This window comes from Nibrella saemangeumensis (assembly GCF_039541915.1).
GTDB lineage: Bacteria > Bacteroidota > Bacteroidia > Cytophagales > Spirosomataceae > Nibrella > Nibrella saemangeumensis.
In genome coordinates this window covers 15,564-35,975 of sequence record NZ_BAABHD010000030.1, presented here as the reverse complement: position 1 = coordinate 35,975, position 20,412 = coordinate 15,564, and the positions used below count along the sequence as shown (strand labels likewise).

Annotated in this window: 19 protein-coding genes; 3 read left to right on the top strand and 16 right to left on the bottom strand. The window is 53.4% G+C overall.

The window, feature by feature from the left end; genetic code table 11:
- Positions 1-21: 21 nt before the first annotated feature.
- Together ABD949_RS15205 and ABD949_RS15200 are read left to right on the top strand one after the other, a co-directional pair.
- Entirely contained in the window at positions 22-1,449 is a 1,428-nt protein-coding gene (locus ABD949_RS15205) for a DUF1800 domain-containing protein (RefSeq protein WP_345244706.1), read from the top strand.
- Between the two features lie 76 nt (positions 1,450-1,525).
- On the top strand, positions 1,526-2,722 hold the full coding sequence (locus ABD949_RS15200) for a DUF1501 domain-containing protein (RefSeq protein WP_345244705.1): 1,197 nt from the start codon (positions 1,526-1,528) through the stop codon (positions 2,720-2,722).
- On the opposite strand, the gene ABD949_RS15195 is transcribed toward ABD949_RS15200, so the two are convergent.
- From ABD949_RS15195 to ABD949_RS15170, 6 genes are all read right to left on the bottom strand, one after another.
- Positions 2,719-3,411 carry a hypothetical protein gene (locus ABD949_RS15195; protein ID WP_345244704.1) on the bottom strand — a complete coding sequence of 231 codons (693 nt, stop codon included), beginning with the start codon at positions 3,409-3,411 and terminating at the stop codon, positions 2,719-2,721. The two genes, ABD949_RS15200 and ABD949_RS15195, sit on opposite strands and share 4 nt — an antisense overlap.
- The gene (locus ABD949_RS15190) at positions 3,408-3,773 is read right to left on the bottom strand and encodes a T9SS type A sorting domain-containing protein (RefSeq protein ID WP_345244703.1); all 366 of its coding nucleotides are present in this window, start codon (positions 3,771-3,773) and stop codon (positions 3,408-3,410) included. Before ABD949_RS15190 ends, ABD949_RS15195 begins: the two co-directional genes overlap by 4 nt.
- 56 nt (positions 3,774-3,829) lie before the next feature.
- Positions 3,830-4,405, bottom strand: a complete 576-nt coding sequence (rdgB, locus tag ABD949_RS15185; protein ID WP_345244702.1) for an RdgB/HAM1 family non-canonical purine NTP pyrophosphatase — start codon at positions 4,403-4,405, stop codon at positions 3,830-3,832.
- 64 nt (positions 4,406-4,469) lie between these two features.
- Entirely contained in the window at positions 4,470-5,357 is an 888-nt protein-coding gene (locus ABD949_RS15180) for an FKBP-type peptidyl-prolyl cis-trans isomerase (protein ID WP_345244701.1), read from the bottom strand.
- A 100-nt stretch (positions 5,358-5,457) separates the two neighbouring features.
- Positions 5,458-6,405 (bottom strand): FKBP-type peptidyl-prolyl cis-trans isomerase, encoded by a 948-nt coding sequence (locus ABD949_RS15175; protein WP_345244700.1) that lies wholly within the window; start codon positions 6,403-6,405, stop codon positions 5,458-5,460.
- 69 nt (positions 6,406-6,474) lie between these two features.
- Positions 6,475-7,491: a DHH family phosphoesterase gene (locus tag ABD949_RS15170; RefSeq protein WP_345244699.1), complete on the bottom strand. Its 1,017-nt coding sequence runs from the start codon at positions 7,489-7,491 to the stop codon at positions 6,475-6,477.
- A gap of 154 nt (positions 7,492-7,645) precedes the next feature.
- Between ABD949_RS15170 and ABD949_RS15165 the strand changes: the two genes are divergently transcribed.
- Entirely contained in the window at positions 7,646-8,065 is a 420-nt protein-coding gene (locus ABD949_RS15165; protein WP_345244698.1) for a nucleoside-diphosphate kinase, read from the top strand.
- 104 nt (positions 8,066-8,169) lie between these two features.
- Here ABD949_RS15165 and ABD949_RS15160 read toward each other — a convergent pair whose 3' ends face one another.
- The 10 genes from ABD949_RS15160 to ABD949_RS15115 form a co-directional block, all read right to left on the bottom strand.
- Positions 8,170-9,285, bottom strand: coding sequence for an ABC transporter permease (locus ABD949_RS15160; RefSeq protein ID WP_345244697.1), 1,116 nt, complete (start codon positions 9,283-9,285; stop codon positions 8,170-8,172).
- Positions 9,282-10,388: an ABC transporter permease gene (locus ABD949_RS15155; protein WP_345244696.1), complete on the bottom strand. Its 1,107-nt coding sequence runs from the start codon at positions 10,386-10,388 to the stop codon at positions 9,282-9,284. The genes ABD949_RS15160 and ABD949_RS15155 overlap by 4 nt, the downstream gene beginning before the upstream one ends.
- Before the next feature lie 111 nt (positions 10,389-10,499).
- Positions 10,500-11,249: an ABC transporter ATP-binding protein gene (locus tag ABD949_RS15150; protein WP_345244695.1), complete on the bottom strand. Its 750-nt coding sequence runs from the start codon at positions 11,247-11,249 to the stop codon at positions 10,500-10,502.
- Positions 11,230-12,159 carry an ABC transporter ATP-binding protein gene (locus ABD949_RS15145; RefSeq protein WP_345244694.1) on the bottom strand — a complete coding sequence of 310 codons (930 nt, stop codon included), beginning with the start codon at positions 12,157-12,159 and terminating at the stop codon, positions 11,230-11,232. The genes ABD949_RS15150 and ABD949_RS15145 overlap by 20 nt, the downstream gene beginning before the upstream one ends.
- A 97-nt stretch (positions 12,160-12,256) precedes the next feature.
- On the bottom strand, positions 12,257-13,192 hold the full coding sequence (locus ABD949_RS15140; protein WP_345244693.1) for an HlyD family secretion protein: 936 nt from the start codon (positions 13,190-13,192) through the stop codon (positions 12,257-12,259).
- Positions 13,193-13,196: 4 nt separating this feature from the next.
- Positions 13,197-14,462, bottom strand: a complete 1,266-nt coding sequence (locus ABD949_RS15135) for a TolC family protein (RefSeq protein WP_345244692.1) — start codon at positions 14,460-14,462, stop codon at positions 13,197-13,199.
- Positions 14,463-14,520: 58 nt separating this feature from the next.
- The gene (locus tag ABD949_RS15130) at positions 14,521-15,147 is read right to left on the bottom strand and encodes a TetR/AcrR family transcriptional regulator (RefSeq protein WP_345244691.1); all 627 of its coding nucleotides are present in this window, start codon (positions 15,145-15,147) and stop codon (positions 14,521-14,523) included.
- Positions 15,148-15,205: 58 nt separating this feature from the next.
- On the bottom strand, positions 15,206-15,868 hold the full coding sequence (gene nth, locus ABD949_RS15125) for an endonuclease III (protein WP_345244690.1): 663 nt from the start codon (positions 15,866-15,868) through the stop codon (positions 15,206-15,208).
- A 152-nt stretch (positions 15,869-16,020) separates the two neighbouring features.
- The gene (locus tag ABD949_RS15120) at positions 16,021-18,303 is read right to left on the bottom strand and encodes an FAD-dependent oxidoreductase (RefSeq protein ID WP_345244689.1); all 2,283 of its coding nucleotides are present in this window, start codon (positions 18,301-18,303) and stop codon (positions 16,021-16,023) included.
- Positions 18,278-20,401: a glycoside hydrolase family 2 protein gene (locus ABD949_RS15115; protein WP_345244688.1), complete on the bottom strand. Its 2,124-nt coding sequence runs from the start codon at positions 20,399-20,401 to the stop codon at positions 18,278-18,280. The genes ABD949_RS15120 and ABD949_RS15115 overlap by 26 nt, the downstream gene beginning before the upstream one ends.
- Positions 20,402-20,412: the final 11 nt, after the last annotated feature.

Genomic DNA, 20,412 nt, shown 5'->3' with positions numbered 1-20,412 from the left:
AGCCCAGACGCCTATTCTGTTATGGAACGTACTCCCACCCATAAACTCCGACACCTGTTTGGCCGGGCCGGTTTTGACGCCACCCCAGTTCAACTGAATGATGCGGCCCGGCAGCCGCTCCGAAAAGTTGTTCGCAGTCTGTTTACCGATAGCAACAGCTTTGAACCCTTGTCCTTGGCAGGAACTGAAGAAGCACCAGACCGGCGCGAACTAAGAGGGATGTTCCGGAACGGACAGATCGACCGCGACAAACTCCGGGAACAAATCCGGATGAGCACCAGCCAGATTCGGGATATGAACCTGCTCTGGCTCGACCGGATGGCTTCCGGAAGGGGTGCGTTGCGGGAAAAAATGGCCTTGTTCTGGCATGGTCATTTCGCGTGCCGGGTGCGTAATCCTCAACTAGTCCGGAATTACCTGAATACGCTGCGGCAGCACGCGCTGGGCAAGTTTAGCGATCTGCTGATGGCGGTATCGAAGGAACCGGCCATGCTGCAGTTTCTGAATAACCAGCAGAACCGCAAAAACGCGCCCAACGAAAATTTTGCCCGCGAGGTGATGGAGCTGTTTACGCTGGGCCGGGGGAATTACACCGAAAAAGACATCAAAGAAGCCGCACGGGCGTTTACCGGCTGGGGTTTTACACTGGACGGCAAATTTGTGTTCCGCCCGCTCATTCACGATGCCGATGCCAAAACCATCTTTGGGCAGACCGGTACTTTCAAGGGAGAAGATGTAATAGCCATGCTGCTGGAAAAGAAGCAGACGGCTCGGTTTATTACCGGAAAAATTTACCGTTACTTCGTTAATGAGACCGAAGACCCGCGCCGGGTGGATGAACTCAGCGAACAATTCTACCGCAGTGGCTACGACATTGCAGCCCTGATGGAGACGATCTTCTCGGCCGACTGGTTTTACGATAAAGCCAATATCGGTACCCATATCAAATCGCCGGTGGAACTGCTGGCGGGGATGCAGCACACCCTGGGACTGACGTTTGAGCAGCGGCAGCCACCGATAGTCATCCAGCGAACCCTCAGGCAGGTACTGCTGTATCCGCCGAATGTAGCTGGCTGGCCGGGTGGTAAAAGCTGGATTGATAGTTCCAGTCTGCTGTTCCGGATGCGACTGCCCGATTACCTGTTGAAATCTTCGGAAGTGACCATCCGCCCGAAAGACGATGGCGACGTAAATAACGAACTGCTGACGCAACGGGGCGAACGACAGTTTCGGACGAAGGTTAATTGGCCTGCATTTGAATCGCATTTTTCCGGTATCCCAGAAGCAAAACTGCCCGATGCGCTGGCCACCTGCCTGCTGCCCTGGCCCCTGAGCCAACCGCAACGGGAGTTAATTGCTAAACAGGTAAAGTCTGGTCAGTCGCGCAGCGAACAGATCCAGACGTTAACGGCAGCCCTGATGAGTTTGCCGGAGTATCAGCTATCGTAGAATTGTACCGCTCCCCTCTAGGTGAGCCTTTTTAAGCATAGTTGCACCCGGAGGGGGCGACGTACAATGAACCCTTATGAACCGCAGAAACTTCGTAAAAAAATCGGCGCTGACCACGGCCGGCACGATGCTGATTCCGCACTTTTTGAAAGCGTATGAGCTGAACCAGTTTGGTCAGGCTGCGGCTCCCGTCAAGGTGCTGGTGATTGTACAATTATCTGGTGGCAACGATGGCCTGAATACCGTTGTGCCGTACCGCAACGATATCTATTACCGCGAGCGTCCTCGTATTGCCATTGCTGCCGATAAGGTTCTGAAGTTAAACGATGAGGTTGGTTTCCACCCGGCGCTGGAGTCCTTACGAAGCTGGTATGATGATGGTAAGGTGACAATCATCAACAATGTCGGATACCCCAATCCGGATCGTTCGCATTTTCGGTCGATGGACATCTGGCAGACGGCCAGTAATGCTGACCAGTATCTAAATACGGGATGGCTGGGTCGTTTTCTGGATGCTAACTGCGCCGGCACCGCCTGTGAGCCGCACCGGGCCATTGAGGTAGACGATACGCTGAGCCTGGCGCTGAAAGGGCAGAAACTGAATGGCCTGGCTGTGCTGAACCCGACGAGGCTGTATAACCAGACCCGCCACGGGATGGTGAAGCAATTGGCACATATGCAGCCAGAACCTGACCATACTAACGTGGCCTACCTGTACAAGACCCTGGCGGAGACGGTATCGTCCGCCGACTACGTGTACGAGAAAGCAAAAGTACAGGCGGCAAAGGCTGCGTATCCGGCGAGTGAACTGGGTAACCGGCTGAAAACGGTATCGGAGTTGATTCAGTCGGGGGTCAATACCAGCGTGTATTACATCTCCATCGGCGGCTTCGATACGCACATCAACCAGCCGGGGCAGCAGGAGCGCCTGTTGCGGCAGTACGCCGAAGCGGTAAACGTGTTCCTGGGCGACATCAAACAGGCCGGCCGGCTCAACGACGTGCTGCTGATGACCTTCTCCGAGTTCGGCCGACGGGTCAAACAGAACGCCAGCAACGGCACCGACCACGGCACGGCCAATAACGTATTCCTGATGGGCGGCAACCTGACACCCGGCAAGGTAGTCAACGAAGCGCCCAACCTGACCGATCTGGACGACGGCGATCTGAAATACACCATCGACTTCCGCAGCATCTACGCCACCCTGCTCCGCAACTGGCTGAAGGCCGACGATGTGGCCGTGCTGGGTCAGCAGTTCGATTTGCTTACCTAAATTTTAACCCCTAACTCAAACGTCAGCAAGCCGTACTTATCCGTTTTGACCTTACTCAAATCGCCTTTGATCCGGTTCAGCAAGCCATGTTCGTAACGAGTGGTAAACAGAAATCCTTTGGGCAGTTTAACCGCCAATTCAACCGGCAAAACCGGGACAATCGGTTTGTAGTGTTTGTTGATAGCGATTTGGTCGTGTTCCTGTAAATCCGGCCGGTGATGCTCTTTAAAATCCGGCAGTCGGGCCAAAGAAATAAGCAATAGTTGGCCGCCTATTCCGGTGCCAACCGATACCCGACCGGTTACGTTATAATGCAGCGTTGAGGTCAGGCCAATCGTATAGTCTGAACTTCCTGCCCCAGCATACCCCATATCTAATCCCCTGACGTCTACTACTCTGGTAAGTTCATCCCAATACGTATGTTTGGATAGGTTAGTCTGGGTGCGCCAGCTTACATTCGCCGTAAGCGGCCTCACGAATAGAGCGCCAACACCAAGGCCACCGATTAAGAAGCGGGGGCGCGTCGTTTTATCGTACCATAAAATGGGATAAACCCCCTTATTCGGATTGTTTACAGGAATGTATAGATTCCCGTTTTGCGTGAAAAAGCATTCGTAGCCGGCGGATTGCGCGTAGAGGTTGGCAGAAAAGCAGCTAATAAATAACCCTAAGCAAAAGAGCAGTCTCATAGTTTCAGGAATTTTTGTTGCACGCTAGATCCACCACTGATCAGAACAGCCTGGTAAGAACCTTTGGGCTTATCGTCAAGCGTAATACGCAGATCAATAGCCTTTCCGTCCAGGGCGTTCTGGTTAACAAACATGGTTCCTGCGGGATCAAAAACCTGTAGTGTTAAGGCCTGCTTATTCGGATTTGGCGCGTAAATAAAAATCTGAGTGGTGGCCGGATTAGGAAAAGCCGTTAATTGTAAGTCAGCGCTCCTGTCTATGTCAGGTTTATCATTGCAACCTGTAATAAGGCCCAATAGAAGCAAAACAATAGTAAATCTTTTGATCTGTTTGCTGCAAATCCCGATCATAAAGTATTGCATTATAATACGTTCATTTTTTAGGGTACGAAGATAACTGATGCGTACGTTTACTCCTCTTAAATCGTTTGCAGAAATTCCACCATTTTGTCGAGTGCCCGGGCGCGGTGGCTGATCTGGTTTTTCTGCTCCATGGTCATTTCGCCCAGTGTCTGGTCAAATCCGTCCGGTACAAACACCGGGTCGTAGCCAAAACCGCCGGTACCCCGCGGTTCGGTGATAATATGCCCGCCAATGATGCCTTCAAACTGATATTCTACGCCGTGCAGAATGAGCGTAAATACCGTGCGGAAATGGGCCCGGCGGTCGGCCACGCCGTTTAGCTCCGACAGGAGTTTCTGCACATTGCGGGAATTGTCGCGGGGGAGTCCGGCGTAGAAGGCGGAGTTGACACCCGGTTCGCCGTTGAGCGCGTCGACCTCCAAACCAGTGTCATCGGCGAAGCACGAGACGGCGTAGTGGGTCCAGACGAACTCGGCTTTCTGGCGCGAGTTGCCGGCGATGGTGGTCTGGGTTTCGGGCAGCGATTCAGTGCAGCCGATGTCCTGGAGCGTTTTCAGTGTAAACGCGTGGCCCAAACGGGCGGTTACCTCTTCCAGTTTGTGGGGGTTGTTGGTTGCGAAGCAGAGTTCCATAAGGGAGGAGCATAAAAAAGCCCTTCGCAAAACTACGAAGGGCTTTGGAAGACGTTACGGAAAATTATTTAACACTCAGAATTTCGAGGTCAAAGGTCAGCGGAGCGTAGGGGCCGATATTCTGGCCGCTACCCTGTGTACCATAGCCCAGCGTCGACGGGAAGATAACGGTCGCTTTTTCTCCGGCCCGCAGTTTTTGCAAAGCCTCTTCCCAACCTTTCACCACCCGGCCTTCGCCAATGGTTACATTGATGGTGCCTGCGTCAAATTGTTTGTCAGTCAGCAGTTTACCGCTGTACTTGACATTGACCGTTTTACCGGTCGTAATCAGGACCGAATCCGGCCGGGACTGAGTTACGGCAATGCGTAAGCCGTTGTCCTGCTTTTGCGTAATCGTCAGCTTTTTAGCCTTTACGTAATCTTCAATCTGTTCGTCTTCCGTGCGGACGCTGGCCACTTTCAGATCGTACCGGACCGGTGAATACTGCGGCAGCAGCAACGTACCAACCCGGCCGTTGTCGAGGTATGACGGCACGAGCAGAATGGCTTCTTCGCCTTCCTTCAGCTGACTAATGCCCAGAAACAGGCCGGCGGTGATGTTAACGGGCCGGTCGAGGTACACAAACGACAGGGGCTTGTTGGCGGCAACCTCAGTACTATCCACAATCAGGTTATCCAGTCGGCGGGCAACGTAGTGGTACTGTACTTCATCACCAATTTTTGGTTGCTGGGCGTTGGGCACCGGCTTTACTATGTAATAATACAGGCCCAGATCGTTTTTCTGAATCTGACCGCGCAGGTTATTCTGAACAATATACTGTTCAATCTCCTGCTCGTTCTCACGTCGTTTCCGATCCTGGAGAGCTTCGCCGGACTGTAGGCAGGAGACTACACTAAAGCTGATGCTCGCCAGAGCCGCAAAGAACAAAACTTTATTTACCAGGGTACGCATCTTCTTGTTTGAAGGGCTAAGTCATTCTTTATGCTCAATTGAATGACAAAGATAAAACGGAGCCGGATAGCGTTTGGTGCTATCCGGCTCATTAAAATTGTTAGCGCGGAGCGCCTGAACCACCGGCTCCACCCGGTGCCGGCGCGCCACCCGGTACACCGGGGCCACCAGGACCGCCGGCCGGACCTTTCTTCACGTCCAGCAGATCAATGTCGAAGATCAGCACGGAGTTCGGCGGGATAACACCACCGGAACCTTCCGGGCCATAGGCCAGCGTCGACGGAATGATCAGGGTTCCTTTAGAGCCCTGGCGCATCAGCATGACGCCTTCTTCCCAGCCCGGAATGATCATACCCACGCCCACCTGAAAGTCGATGGGCTGGCCACGGGGCACGGAGCTGTCAAATACCTTACCATCCAGCAGTTTGCCGGTATAGTGTACCTTTACCATATCACCGGCTTTCGGCTGGGGACCGGTACCGGGCTGGTTAATGATATAATGAAGACCGGAGGCTGTCTTTTGAATTTTGCCGCCGAGGTTGTTTTTCGCTACGTAATCGGCAATAATTTTTTCGTCAACCCCTTTCTGCTTGTCACGGACAGACGATTGCGCTTTGGTATATTCTTCTTCGCTCTGAACATCGAGTACTTTTACCGTAAATGAAATATCGGAACCTTTGGTTACACCGGGAGGCATCGGCTGCATGGCCCGCGAGAACAGCGAGTCGGCACTAACGAAGAAGGTAGCGCTGTCGCCTTTGCCGAGCATGGCCAGACCTTCTTCAAAGCTGCCCTTGAAGGGCGGTACCTGAAGCATGATTTTGAGCGGAGTGGGTTCTTTATGCGTATCGCGCAGGACCGAATCCTTGCTGTTTTTCAGGGCCAGGTGCATGGTCATAATATCCCCGACCTTGGCTTTGCGGGCGTTGTCTTCCTGTTCGTGAATCTGATATTTTAAGCCGTTGTCGGTTACCTGAACGCGGTTGTTGTCGCAGGCAGCCATCACAGCTACGACGAATGCAGCCTTACCTAAGGTTTTGAAAAACATGAGTTTGTAATAGATTGAATGAATAAAGTAAAAACGTTAAAAAGAATGACATAGTGCCCCAGGGGCAGATTAAACCGTTTCGAGAAGCTGCTGTTGATATTGCGGTAAGACCGCCAGCAAATGCTGCTCTGTTTCTTCCAGCGACAGGCTTGACCGTCCGCCGGCCGCGTTGCGATGACCCCCTCCGTTGAAATGGGTGCTGGCCAGTTCGCGTACCGAAAACTCGCCGATGGAGCGGAACGACATCCGGATTTCTTCGCCCCGGTCAATCAGAATGGCGGCCATCACTACTCCTTCTACCGAGAGGGCGTAATTGACCATACCCTCGGTATCGCCCGTTTTTGAGCGGAAACGCTTCAGTTCATCGGCTGTCAGGGTGATGTACGCGAATTTGTATTCCGGCCGTACCTTCAGTTTTTCGTTCAGTACGTAGCCCAGCAGGCGCAGCTTGTCCAGGGAGGTATTGTCGAAAATACGCCGGTGAATGCTGCTGACGTCGATGTGCAGGTCCACCAGATCGGCGGCCATGCGGTGCACATCGCCGGTAGTGGAGGGATGACGGAAAGAACCGGTATCGGTCATCAGGCCGGCATACAGGCATTCGGCAATGGGAATATCAATCAGGTCTTTATCGCCCAGCCGGTTGATCAGGTAAAAGACAAGCTGGGTGGTGGCGGCTGCTGATGGGTCCCAGTAAGCCAGATCGGCAAAGGCTTCCGGCTCCAGGTGATGGTCGATAAGTATTTTGGTGGCGCGGGCCTGCCGGACCATGGGGCCGAGGTCACGAATGCGGTCTAGACTGGAGAAGTCCAGGCAAAAAATAACGCTGGCTTCTTCCATCAGTTGGCTGACCTGTACCCGTACTTTCTCCTCAAACGCTACTACTTCGTCATTGCCTGACAGCCAGTGCAAGCCGGTGGGGTAGTCGGTCGGCGTAACAACCGTTACGCGATGCCCTTTCTTCTTTAAATACCCGGCCAGTCCCAGTGATGAGCCCATGGCATCGGCATCGGGGTTCTGGTGGGTGGTGATCAGCACCGTCTGCGGTTGTTTAAGCAGGTCGCCAATCGCTTCAATATCTTGCATATACCAAACGTCCGGACCGTTGCCCAAAGGAGCGGGTCCGGATTCTAACCCCAAAAGTACGAAGTTTTTAGCAAAGTAGCGGCCTCTGATGTCGCACGGCAATTGGGTGAAAGTTTGTAGCTTTGCCGCCGAATAAAATTCTGTATACAACCGCATGGTAACCAACCGAACATTCACAATGATTAAGCCCGACGCCGTTGCGGAGGGTAATACCGGTGCTATTATCAAAATGATTGAAGAAGCCGGCTTCCGGATTGTAGCAATCAAGAAAGTGCAATTGACTAGTGAGCGGGCCGGCCAGTTCTACGCCGTACACCGCGAGCGGCCGTTTTATAATGACCTTTGTGCCTACATGTCGTCCGGTGCGATTGTGCCGATGATTTTGGAGAAAGAAAACGCCGTTGCCGATTTCCGGACGCTGATCGGTGCAACCAACCCGGCACAGGCCGCCGAAGGTACCATCCGCAAGCTGTACGCCAAATCCATCGAAGCCAACGCCATTCACGGCTCCGACTCCGACGAAAACGCTAAAATTGAAGGCGATTTCTTCTTCGCGGGGGTAGAGCAGTATTGATACTGGTTGATTTGTCATCCCGTTTTTTGTCATCCCGACGCAGGAGGGATCTTATTGGTTAGCTGACGCCTGAGATCCCTCCTGCGTCGGGATGACAAAAATTACTAAACCGTCTTCCGATACCGCCATACCGCCAGCGACAACAACGTAGTGGCGATGAGTAAAAGGGCGAAGAATTGCTGCTGAACGTCGCGGAAGGTGCTGCCTTTGAGCATGACGTTTCGGGAAACTTCGATGATGTACTTCAACGGGTTGATGGTGTCGAGGTACTGCGCCCACATCGGCATGTTCTCGACGGAGGCAAACAGGCCGCTGAGGAGAATAAACAATACCAAACAGAAAAACGCCACAAACATGGCCTGCTGCTGCGTTTCCGACAACGTAGAAATCAGCAGGCCCAGCGAAACGCTCAGGAGCAGAAACAACAGCGCAAATCCGTACATCAGCGGAATACTGCCTTCAGTCGGTATCTTGAACAGGAACACCCCCACCAGCAACCCAACGGTGAACTGCGCGAGCCCGATAATGACAAATGGAATCATCTTCCCCAGGATGAACTGATACCGCTGGATGGGCGTGACGTTGAGCTGCTCCATCGTACCAATCTCTTTCTCCCGCACAATATTCAGGGCGGCAATCAGTCCGCCAATCAGAATCAGCAACTGGAACAGAATGGCCGGTACCATGTAGGTCCGATACTCCAGTTTTGGATTAAACCAGTACTGATTCTGCACCGTGAGCTGCTGCATGGTACCGGGCGCAACGGGAAAATTCTCCACCACAATATCCTGATTAAAATCCCGGATGATGGTCGACGCGTAGCCGTTGGCAATTCCCGCTTTGGAACCGTCGATGGCGTTGACCATCAGTTGAGTGGTAGCGCTGTTATCGCGGTACAGGTCTCGCTCAAAATGGAGCGGAATCACGAGTACCAGGTCGGCTTTGCCGTCGAGCATCAGTTGGCGGGCCTGTTTGTAGCTGGGTACGTACCCTAGAAAGTTGAAGTTGCTGATGTGACGGAATTTGCCGGCCAGTCGCTGCGAGAAGGTGGTATGGTCATGGTCGACTACGGCAATATTCAGGTTCTTGACTTCGAAGTTGGCTGCAAACGACAGCAGAATCAGCTGCATCAGCGGGGCCGAAATAATCATTCGCAGGAGGACCTTATCCCGAAATATCTGCTTGAATTCCTTTTCGACTAAAAACAGAATACGTCTCATGACAGGCGGGTCTTAAGGTTTCGCAAACTCATCCCCACAAAAAACAGGGTCATCCCCATCAGCACCAGCGTCTCTTTGTAGAGGTACCCCAGGCCGACACCTTTAATCATGATGCCTTTCACAATCTGAATAAAGTACTTGGCCGGGATGATGTTGGAGATGATTTGCAGCGGCCGGGGCATACTCTCAATCGGGAAAATGAACCCGGACAGAAAGATGGTGGGCATCAGCATAATCACCAGCGAGCTAAACATGGCAACTAGTTGCGAGTTGGTCAGCGAGGAGATAAAAATGCCGATGACCAGCGCCAATAGGATAAACAGCAGCATCTCGACAAGGAGCAGCGCCAGACTGCCATTGAGCGGAACCTTCAACAGAAAAACACCGAGCGCCAGAATCAGGCAGCCGTTGATGAACGAGAGCAGCAGGTAGGGCAGCACTTTGCCGAACAGAATCTGACCCTGGTTGAGGGGAGAAACCATCAACACCTCCATCGTACCCATTTCTTTTTCGCGGGCAATGGTTACCGAGGTCATCATCGCCGATACCAGCAGCAGCACCAGCGTCATCACGCCCGGCACAAAGACAAACGCTCCTGCCAGTTCCGGATTGAACACCATCCGGGAAGCGATGTCGATGTTCATGGGCATAAAGTTGCCGCCCTGCTGCTCGTTGACATAGTCGCGGATAATGGCCGAGGCATAATTGGTCAGGCTGATAGCCGTGTTCTGCTCCGACGCATCGGCCAAGAGTTGCACGGATGCCTGCTTCCCATGCTCGAAATCATTGGAGAACCCCACCGGAAACACCAGCACCATCTTGATGACCCCTTTCCGGAAAGCCGGCTCAATATCGTTGTACGAACGCAGGTTCTGCTGCAACTGAAAATACCCCGACGACAGCAGCCGGTTGGTAATCTGGCTGGAATGCAGGCTATGGTCGTTGTCGAGCAGCGCGATTTTGGCGTTCTTGATTTCGTTGGTCAGCGCAAAGCCGAACAGCAGTACCTGCGCAAACGGGATGCCGAACAGGATGAGCAGCGTCCGTCGGTCGCGCAGGATGTGCAGAAATTCTTTTTTGACGAAAGCGAAAAAGCGGTCCATTTTTAGTAAGCAGTTTGCAGTAGGCAGTTTGCAGTGGGCGGTTGGCAATTGGTAGAAGATGAGCCACTACGTTGCCCTAAAATCTGCCTACTGCCTGCTGAGAACTGCCCACTATTTAGTTGATGTTCCTCTCGCCAGAATCTGGAAAACGCCGTCCATGGAATCGACGCCGTACTGGCTTTTCAGCGCGCGGGGTGTGTCGAGGGCCTGGATGCGGCCGTCGACCATGATGGAAACGCGGTTGCAGTACTCGGCTTCATCCATATAGTGTGTCGTGACAAAAATCGTGGTGCCCCGGTGGGCGGCTTCGTAAATCATATCCCAGAACTGCCGGCGGGTAATCGGGTCGACACCCCCGGTGGGTTCGTCCAGAAACACAATTTTCGGCTCGTGAATCAGCGCTACCGAGAACGACAGCTTCTGTTTCCAGCCCAGCGGCAGCGAGGCTACCAGCGTGTCGGCAACGGAATGCAGGTTCAGGTTCTGTAGAATTTGCTCCGTTTTGCGTTTAATCTCGGCTACGGATAGGTCGTAGATGCCGCCGTAGAACCGGATATTCTCACGTACGGTCAGGTCTTCGTACAAGGAGAACTTCTGGCTCATGTACCCAATCTGCTGCTTGATTTTCTCCGTCTCCCGGTACACATCGTAGCCCGCAATTTTGGCTTCGCCCGACGACGGTTTCAACAAGCCGCACAGCATTCGGATCGCTGTGGTCTTGCCGGCTCCGTTGGCACCCAGGAATCCAAAAATTTCGCCTTTGTCGACCGTAAATGTGATTTCGTTCGTCGCCACAAAGTCCCCGAATCTCTTGGTCAGCTTATTGGTAATGACGGCTGGTTCAGTGGTTGACTGGTTCATTGGTTTGCTGGTTCATGAGGGCCATGAAAGTGTCTTCGATTCCGGGGGCAATACGTTCGATTTCCAGTTCCTGGTGTTGTTTGTCGAGCAGGTACTGTTCAATCTGGCGTTTATCGGTGCCGTTGTGGGTCGCCAGGTGCAGCGACTCACCGAAAGCGTAGCAGGAGTCGGTGAACGGAGCCTGGCGCAAATCCTGGATAAGTCGGTACGTTTCGGCCGCCCGCACCCCGTACAACGGTTTTGTAAACCGTTTCGTAATCTCCTCCGGCGTATCAATCGCCAGAATCTGCCCGTTCTGGATAAACCCTACGCGGTCGCATAAGTCGGCTTCATCCATATAAGGCGTAGAGACCAGAATGGTAAGTCCCTGCTCTTTCAGCCGGCGCAGCATCTCCCAGAACTCTTTACGCGATACCGCATCGACACCCGTAGTCGGTTCATCCAGAAAAAGCACTTCGGGCTTGTGAATCAGGGCACAGCACAACGCCAGCTTCTGCTTCATCCCGCCCGAAAGCTGCCCCGCCCGACGGTCTTTGAACGGAGCCAACTGTTCGTAAATATCCTTAATCAGGAAGTAGTTCGCTTCGATGGTAGTGCCGAAAACGGTAGCGAAAAAATTCAGGTTTTCCTGCACGCTCAGGTCCTGGTAGAGCGAGAACCGACCGGGCATGTAGCCGATATGATGCCGGAGCTGTTTGTAGTCACCTACAACGTTCAGCCCCGATACGGTAGCTTGCCCCTTATCGGCCAGCAGCAGCGTAACCAGAATCTTAAAGAGGGTAGTCTTACCCGCTCCGTCAGGCCCGATTAGTCCAAACAACTCCCCCGGATTGACGGTAAACGACACATCCTGCAGGGCCTGTGTAGGGCCGAAGGCTTTTGCGATATTTTCAATGACAATGGCGCTCATAATAGTCAGCAGTTTGCAGTGGGCAGTTCTCAGTAGGCAGTAAAATAGGGCCAGTTGGTTGCTAACGCCAATCTGCTTACTGCTCACTGCCAACTGCCTACTTAAATCTAACCTCTCCCGGCATACCGATTTTCAGACTGCCGTCGTTTTTCACCTGCACCTTCATGGCGTAGACCAGGTTGACCCGCTCGTCTTTGGTCTGGATGACCTTTGGCGTAAATTCGGCTTTGCTGGAAATCCACGTTACCGTTCCCGGATATTCCTTATAGGTGTCGTTCGGGGCATCAACCAGCACCTTGACCTGCTGGCCGGTCTTGACGTTCACCAACCGGTCACCGCTGACGTAGGCCCGCAGCGTGATATTGCTTAAGTCGGCAATCTTGTAGAGCGGCTTACCGAAGCTGGCCACCTCGCCTTCTTCGGCAAATTTGATGGTGACCGTACCGTTGATAGGGTTCACCACCGCCGACTTCTGAATCTGGTCCTCTACATGCTGAATTTGTGCCTGCAGGGGGGCTTCTTCGGCCTGCGTGCCGCGCCGTTGGGTACCCAGTGCCGATGCCTGGGCCGCCCGCTGCTGCCGAATCAGGGCAATTTGTCGGTCAATCACGTCAATTTGAGAATTGATGTCGTCGAGTTGTTTGGTTGGCGCGGCTCCGGCGGCAATCAGGTTCTCTGCCCTCGTTCTTTCGCGTTGCAGCGTCTTCAACTGCTGCTCCTGCACCGCAATCTGCTGTGCGTAGTACGAGAGCTGGGCATCTACATTGGGGGTCTTGCTCGCAACGGCCTGCCGGCTGGCGGCCAACTGCGCTTTGCGCAATTCAAGTTGTTTGGCATCAATCTGGCCGACGCTTTGCCCGGCTTTCAGGGTTTGCCCTTCTTCTACTGCAAAGGATTGCAGCGTACCCGTGGCTTCGGCCGACACTATCGTTTCAACGGCTTCAAAGTTGCCGTAAGCATCGGCCCGGTCTTCGTCGCGGTTGCAGGCAGACAGACCGATGGTGAGGCTGAGGATAATTATTAGTGATTTCATAGTTTTAATTTCCCGTTAGCGTTCGGTATTGAATACGAGCCATAATAAGTTGCAATTCGTGGACTTTCAGGTTGAGCTGGGCCTGGTTTTCGGCGTTCAGTTCGGTGGCATAGTCGCGGGCGGCAATGGCCCCGTTGTCGAGTTGAACGGCGGTAGCCTGTCGGATGCGGCTGCGCAGGGCGACAATGTCACGGTCTTTCTCAATGATTGCCTGAATTCTCTCCACCTCGTTCTGCTGTTGACGCAGTTGAATGGATAGGTTCTTTTCGAAAGCTGCCTGCTGAATATCGACCTGCTGCCGGTTGAGGCTGAGAATCTGGCGGTCGTTTTTCAACGTGTAGGTATTATTAAAGGCCCAGTTCAGGCGGATACCGCCGATAAAGAAGCTCCGGAAATCATTGTTCAGGAAGTTCAGTCCCGGTCGCCCGATACCCGGCTGGGCGAAGGCGCTGATGCGGGGGAAGCGCCGGTTGTCGGTTAATTTGGTTTGATCCTCAAAGAGGGAGCGCTGCAAACTGTAAAGCTTCAACTCCGGACGCTGAATGGGCAGATTATCCGTAGCGAGGGAATTATCGGCGATTTGCAGCGTCGTAGTCTCGGTAACGGGTAGGCCGGTTAACAAAGCCAATAAGTCACGTAAGCCTTTGCGGACGGCGGTAAGTTCGGCCAGTCGCTGCTCCGCTTTCAGGTATTCGGCCTGCAGGGCGTCGAGGTTTAGTTGGGCGGCCGTGCCAAATTTAACGTTGGCGGCTGTTTTCTCGATACGGTTTTTCAGGTCGGCTAGTAAAGCTTCGGTGAGTTGCCGGTTTTCGTCGGTCAGTAAGGCGTTCAGGAAAAAGGTGTTTACCTGGTCTTTCAGGCGGTTTAGCTCCACATCTACCCGCTGCTGTTCGATGGCTGTATTCGCTTGCTGCACCTGCTGCTGGAGTTTCGTCAGGCCACCGTCGTACAGCAAATAGCTGGCGTCGAGAGTCAGCCTGTACTGGTCCTTGCTAAGCTGGGGAACTTTGATGTTGGGCAGTTCAATCGGCAGCTTTGTCACCTCCGACTGCCAGGTAGCCTGGCCGTTCAAGGCCAGTTGCGGTAAGCGCCGGTTGAGATCGAGGTTGGCGAGGGCTAGGTCACCGGCTTGTTGTCCCATCTCTTTTTGTCTGGTTAGCGGATAGTTCTGAATAGCGGCTGTATAGGCCTGTTCCAGCGTGACCGTGTTCTGGGCCTGCACCGTGTTCAGGCTTAGCCAGCTAATGAATCCGAGCAGAAACTTGTTCATGGTATAATGCTATTAAATGTTCATTTTAAATAGTTGTTTAATCGATGGTCAAAAAAATTTATGTTGGACGGAGATAGGCCATCACCATCTCCGGAACAATCTTTTTACGTTCTTCCATAAACTGGCGGAATCCGTCATCGTCGAGATCACCGATATACGATACAATTGGGCGGGCCAGAATTGGAAAAACAATATTGCCTATAATGGTCATAATGAGGTGCAAAGGTTTGATGGGTCGAATAGCTCCTTTACTGATTTCCTCCTGCAACTGTTTTGTGAAATAAGCTGACTTAATGACCTCTCTGACGTGTAGTTCTTTGAAAAATGTTCCACCGTTTCTACTTTCTGACAGTACGAACATAGGAATCAGTGGGTTATCAAGGATAAAATCCGTATACCGGTCAACGATCTTCCATATCTTGACCTCTAAAGGCGTCTCCTCATTGAGCAGCATTACAATCCGGCCAAAAAACGCCATAAAGTTCTCCATATAGATGCTCTTAAACAGTTGCTCTTTGCTTCGGAAGTAATAGTTCACCAGAGCAATGTTGACACCAGCCGCATCGGCAATCTGCCTTATCTTCGCTCCCTCATACCCGTACTCTAAGAAAACCTGTTCGGCTGCCCGCTTTATTTTTGCTTCGGTATCCTGTTCTTCGCCTGCCATAATAACTTCCTTCCACACAAAGGTATGATGTCTTTGTGAAATTAAACAAGTGTTTAAAATAAAATTTTAAGGTGAGTTACTGAACGGTAGCAACGGTAGCCCCAATCTTCTGGTAGTACTGGCAGAAATGCGTCAGCGGGCATTCAAAGCATTTGGGTGAGCGGGCCACGCAGATGTAGCGCCCGTGCAGAATGAGCCAGTGATGGGCTTTGGGAACGTACTGCTCCGGGATGTATTTGACCAGTGCTTTCTCGACCGCCAGCGGGGTAGTTGCCGTTTTGGGAACCAGACCCAGCCGGTGCGATACGCGGAATACGTGGGTATCGACGGCCATCGTTGGCTGATTAAAAATAAGGGAAGTAATCACATGCGCCGTTTTGCGGCCAACGCCCGGCATCTTCTGTAGCTCCTCGACGGATGCCGGTACCTCTCCACCAAACTCCGCCATCAGCACCTTCGCCATGCCGACCAGATGTTTGGCCTTATTATTGGGATACGAGACACTCCGGATATAGCTGAATACTTCTTCTACCGACGCAGCCGCCAGCGACTCCGGCTCCGGGAAACGCTCAAACAGGGCGGGTGTAATCAGGTTAATGCGCTTATCGGTACATTGCGCCGACAGAATGACGGCTACCAGCAGTTCGTAGGGATTGCTGTAGTTCAGTTCCGTTTTGGGTTCCGGGAAATTAGTCGTGAAGTAGTCTAGAAAATGACGAAAGCGTTCTTTCTTCTGCATCCTGCAAATTTAACGCTCTTTGGTCCTTCACGAAATAGAAAACCTTTCCGGTTACACCAAATAATTGGCACTGCCGGAAAGGCTAATAAACACGCATACACCCCACTCAACTAATGAACCACTGGGTCGCCAGCCCGTTCAACCAATCAACCTCACTCCCCGTAGCAGCGAATCTCCATAAGCGCTGCGGGAGCGTTGCCGTTGACTGACTGGAGGTGAATGGTCAGGCTGCTGGTTTCTACAGGTTGCTCAAAGCGGATGGTGTTCCGGCCCTGGTGATTATCAGTTTGGTGAAAAATCCGCTCCTGCCGGTCGTTGCAGAGGATGTATTCTTTCACGCAGAACGGTACTACCGTTTCGGGATGCGTCATTAACACTGATTCGAGCGGATGGTCATAGTCGGCATCGAAGAACAATTCTACCCGGCTTAGCCGCTTCTTCTCAGGCCACCGTAGTGTCAGGGTAGGGTTGGGGTCTGTCAGGTCGGCAACCCAGGCATTGGGCTGGCTGACCGGCCGTTGAATACCGTTTCGTACGTTATCCGAACTGAACAATTGAATGCCCGGTTCAATCCGCAGGGCAATGTTTTGACCTTTTGGTCGGCGTTCGGGGCACCAGAACTCAAACGTGTCAACGCCGATGTCCTCGCTTGGCTCCTGCTTGCCGTAATTAGACACGGCCGGGTTGATTCGGTTGAATACTGATAGGACTCCTGTTATACGTAGATCACTGTACTGGAGCCGGACGTGTTCGTTCTTCAGGAAGCAGTAAAAACCGTACGCTGGTTGGTCCATGACTACATCAAACGCCAGTTCAATTTCCTGCTTGCCTTTGCTCAACGGTATATCCAGCATCGCCAGCGTTACATCAGGCGTATGATTGTCTGGTCGGCTGCTCCGCCGGAACTCTACCGTCAGCATCGTGTCTGCATCCGCCACCACCCAGGCCGTCAGACGCGGTACCGGACCTTTCGTTAGCGGCAACATCTGAGCGGCCGACTCGGTGATAGGTCGCAGCGGACCATCTAACGGCAGTTCCGTTAGTCGCAATTCACTGGATGCGGTTAGGGTAGCCTGCTGGGCTAAGTCTGCCGGGTCGTGCAGGTGCAGACCTGGTATGTGCTGACCAGTTTTCAGTAGCTCCTGTTGTAAGATGGCTATTCGGGTTGACTCGCCATAAGCCCGTGGCATCAGTCCATCTTTGCTGCATAGCGCAGCTGCCATCCCGACGGCCTGCCCTACGTGGGCGCTGGTACCCATTACCCGCGACGAGCCAAAAGCGACGTGACTGGCGCTGATGATGCGCCCGGCCAGAAACAGGTTGCTGATATTTCGACTGTACAGGCTGCGATAGGGTATCTGATAAAGCCCTTTGCTGTGCCACTGGTTGCAACCCGGTTTTTCGCTGAATACCCCATCGGCCGGGTGCAAATCGATGGACCAGCCGCCGAAGGCTACGGCATCCGGGTGCGTACGCTGTTCGACGATGTCCTGCTGGTGAAGGATGTAATCGCCTTCAAACCGGCGGCTTTCGCGCTTGCCGGGTATCTGTCCGACCCATTCCAGCGTCAGGGTTTCGGCTTCGGGGAACTGGCCGGAATTCTTGATGTAGTTCCATACACCATACACCACCTTCCACAACTCCCATTTAATAGTCTCCGTATCGTGAACCGTATCGAGCCGCCCGCCGTACTCCAGCCACCACAATTGACAGCCTTGTTCTTTGGCGTTGAAACGCCGGTACCGGGGAATTTTGGTAATATCCTGCAACGCATAGGCTGGGGGCACAAACCGAACCGGCCGACCCGTATCTTTGGTATAGAAGTAAATGGAATGCCCCAGCAACTCACCATACTCGGCCGTCGGCGCAAACTTCTCACCAAACTCCTCCTGCGACTCGGCACCCATGCGAAACGCGGCTCCGGCCTGAAACGCCACAATCCCATCGCCGGATGCATCGCAGAACAGCGGAGCTACCAGTTCGTACATCGTGCTGTTCTGACTGCAAATGGCTTTTAGGCCGCTGAGGGTTTCGGCATCGGATTTTTCCACCTCATAAACCGCCGTGTTCAGCAGCAGCGCAATGTTGGGTTCGCTAATTACCTTTTCAAGCAGGATGGTATCGAAAATCAGGGGATTCCCTTCCGGATTGCGGTACAGGTTTTCAATCAGGATTTCGTCGATGACGCCCCCTTCCCGCGCCCAGCGGTTGTTGTTGCCCATGTGCGAGGTAGCGCCCAACACCCAAAGCCGAACCTCACTGGAGGAGTTGCCCCCGAGTACCGGCCGATCCTGCACCAGCACCACCCGACTGCCGGCGCGGGCCGCCGTAACGGCACAGCACAGGCCGGATAAGCCGCCCCCTACTACAATTAAATCTGCTTCGTGCCGTACCGTTTTCAGCGCACGTTTATCGGTTGCTTGTTCGCGAATCATTCGTCAGGTCGATGGATTTTGAAATGATAGAGAACCCCGTCGGCTTCACAACGTCCAGCGTTATCGTCTGGTCGAAGCCGCTTACGGGAATAGTAATGTCGGCGCTTTGGCCGGGTTGGAGGGTGGGGATTTTGTAGCCTGGACCGGGCCGCCGGGCGGTTTCACTCCGGGTGTTACTCGGAGTATAACCGCCCGGCGGCCCGGTCCAGGCTACTAAAACGTACCCCTTCACTTCATACGCCGGGAAATCATTGCGGGCGGTAATCCGCACCTGCAATTGGTGCCAGCCTTCCGGACCGGGGGTAAAGCTGAGCTTCTCGATAGTTACCGGGGCCATACCTTCGCGGTGCGTGTCGTATAGCGGGCGCTTGGTGCGGTCAGGTTCGACCAGGCCCCACGGTCGGTAGCCGCTGGGGTTGGTGCCGTGGAAGCGGCTCTGGTAATCGTTGAAGGACCACCACGAAGCGCCAATTACATACGGCAACTGGCGAATGTCTTTCAGGAACTGCTCCAGATGACTGACCTGCCCCGCTTCGCCCGATTTTGTATCGGCCCGGATACCATATTCGCTGATGAATATGGGCTTGTCGGGGTATAGTGAATGAATATGCTTCAAGACGTTTAGGTGATTGCCGTAGGTATTGGTCGAAACAAAGTCGACGTACTGACTGGCTTCATCTTCCGGCTTTTTGGGCAGGATGTTCAGCCGCATGGAAGCAAAGGTGTACAGGCGGGTGGAGTCCAGGGAGCGGGCATAGGCAATCATATCTTTCGTCCACCGCTGGCCCGACGGCGTTTCGGACAGGTATTCGTTACCGACGCTGTAGGCAATCACGCTCGGGTGATTCCAGTCGCGCTCGGCCATTTCGCGAAACTGCTGGCGGAATTTGGTGCGAATGGTATCGTTGTCCATCTGCTTCGGTGTCAGTTGCCAGTTACCGGCTTCGGTGATGATGAGCATCCCGTGGCGGTCGGCCCAGTCGTAAATGGCTTCGGAGGGGGTGTAATGGGTGAGCCGGTGAAACTCCATGCCGGCTTCTTTCATCAGCCGCAGGTCTTTTTCGATGAGCCAGTCGGGTTCCATGGAGCCCAGACCGGGATAGTCGACCACCCGGTTGCCACCCGCCAGCTTTATCGGCTGCCCATTAAGCAACAGTTGCGCATTACGTACCTCTACCTTGCGTATGCCGAAGTGGGTGGTAGTAGTATCGCCCGCTGTCGCAACCGTTAACTGATACAACTGCGGATTGTCGATGCTCCAGAGCTTAACATCGGCTGGTTTCAGGCTCGTTTCGGCTACCAGCACCGCCGTCTGATTGGCCCCAACGGCTTCGGTCCGTGTCTTCCAGGGTAAGGTAATGGCGCGGCCATTCTGCGTAACAGTAAACACCAGTCGGGAAGATGCTGCCTGTCCGGTGGTGTTGCGGATACGGGTCTTTACCCGCAGCGTAGCCGTGCCCTTAGCCAAATCCGGGTTAGCCTCCACCTTTACATTGTCTACATAGACGGCCGGTTCGACGGTGAGGTAGACGGGGCGCAGGAGACCCCCGTAGTTGAGCCAGCCGGGAAACTGACCGGCTGGCGCATCGGCTTCCCGGTACTCGTCTTTGGAACCCGGTATGGTACCGCGTCGCCAGGTATTGTTATTGACGGAGACGGCTATCGTGTTCTCTCCCGCTTTCAGGTACTCCGTAATGTCAAAATTAAACGGCGTGTAGCCACCTTCATGAGTGCCAACTTTCCGGTTATTAATCCAAAGTCCGGTTTCGTAGTACGCCCCGTCGAAATGCAGGAGTACTCGTTTGTTGCCCGCTGGCTGCCAGGAGAATGTCCGACGGTACCACGTATTGCCGGTATAGTTCAGGTACCGGTTGTCGGCCGAGAAGCAGTGCGGTACGGTGACTTTATCCCAGCGATTCGTGGGGTAATTGTCGCGGTACCACTGCTCTTGCTCACCTACCGCAGCCGGGTCCAGTGTAAACAGCCATTCACCCTGCAGGGGTATCGCATTCGGCTGCCGTATCTTGTATTGGCTGAAGGCTGGAAGTGCCGAGAAGATAAATAATAAGAGAAGTATTATATTCAAGAGTTTAGTCATAATCAGAATAA

Excerpts from the sequence above, each read along its gene's own strand:
- ABD949_RS15205 (WP_345244706.1), top strand. The coding sequence starts at position 22 with ATGGAACGTACTCCCACCCATAAACTCCGACACCTGTTTGGCCGGGCC.
- ABD949_RS15200 (WP_345244705.1), top strand. The coding sequence starts at position 1,526 with ATGAACCGCAGAAACTTCGTAAAAAAATCGGCGCTGACCACGGCCGGC.
- ABD949_RS15195 (WP_345244704.1), bottom strand. The coding sequence starts at position 3,411 with ATGAGACTGCTCTTTTGCTTAGGGTTATTTATTAGCTGCTTTTCTGCC.
- ABD949_RS15190 (WP_345244703.1), bottom strand. The coding sequence starts at position 3,773 with ATGCAATACTTTATGATCGGGATTTGCAGCAAACAGATCAAAAGATTT.
- rdgB (WP_345244702.1), bottom strand. The coding sequence starts at position 4,405 with ATGGAACTCTGCTTCGCAACCAACAACCCCCACAAACTGGAAGAGGTA.
- ABD949_RS15180 (WP_345244701.1), bottom strand. The coding sequence starts at position 5,357 with ATGCGTACCCTGGTAAATAAAGTTTTGTTCTTTGCGGCTCTGGCGAGC.
- ABD949_RS15175 (WP_345244700.1), bottom strand. The coding sequence starts at position 6,405 with ATGTTTTTCAAAACCTTAGGTAAGGCTGCATTCGTCGTAGCTGTGATG.
- ABD949_RS15170 (WP_345244699.1), bottom strand. The coding sequence starts at position 7,491 with ATGCAAGATATTGAAGCGATTGGCGACCTGCTTAAACAACCGCAGACG.
- ABD949_RS15165 (WP_345244698.1), top strand. The coding sequence starts at position 7,646 with ATGGTAACCAACCGAACATTCACAATGATTAAGCCCGACGCCGTTGCG.
- ABD949_RS15160 (WP_345244697.1), bottom strand. The coding sequence starts at position 9,285 with ATGAGACGTATTCTGTTTTTAGTCGAAAAGGAATTCAAGCAGATATTT.
- ABD949_RS15155 (WP_345244696.1), bottom strand. The coding sequence starts at position 10,388 with ATGGACCGCTTTTTCGCTTTCGTCAAAAAAGAATTTCTGCACATCCTG.
- ABD949_RS15150 (WP_345244695.1), bottom strand. The coding sequence starts at position 11,249 with ATGAACCAGTCAACCACTGAACCAGCCGTCATTACCAATAAGCTGACC.
- ABD949_RS15145 (WP_345244694.1), bottom strand. The coding sequence starts at position 12,159 with ATGAGCGCCATTGTCATTGAAAATATCGCAAAAGCCTTCGGCCCTACA.
- ABD949_RS15140 (WP_345244693.1), bottom strand. The coding sequence starts at position 13,192 with ATGAAATCACTAATAATTATCCTCAGCCTCACCATCGGTCTGTCTGCC.
- ABD949_RS15135 (WP_345244692.1), bottom strand. The coding sequence starts at position 14,462 with ATGAACAAGTTTCTGCTCGGATTCATTAGCTGGCTAAGCCTGAACACG.
- nth (WP_345244690.1), bottom strand. The coding sequence starts at position 15,868 with ATGCAGAAGAAAGAACGCTTTCGTCATTTTCTAGACTACTTCACGACT.
- ABD949_RS15120 (WP_345244689.1), bottom strand. The coding sequence starts at position 18,303 with ATGATTCGCGAACAAGCAACCGATAAACGTGCGCTGAAAACGGTACGG.
- ABD949_RS15115 (WP_345244688.1), bottom strand. The coding sequence starts at position 20,401 with ATGACTAAACTCTTGAATATAATACTTCTCTTATTATTTATCTTCTCG.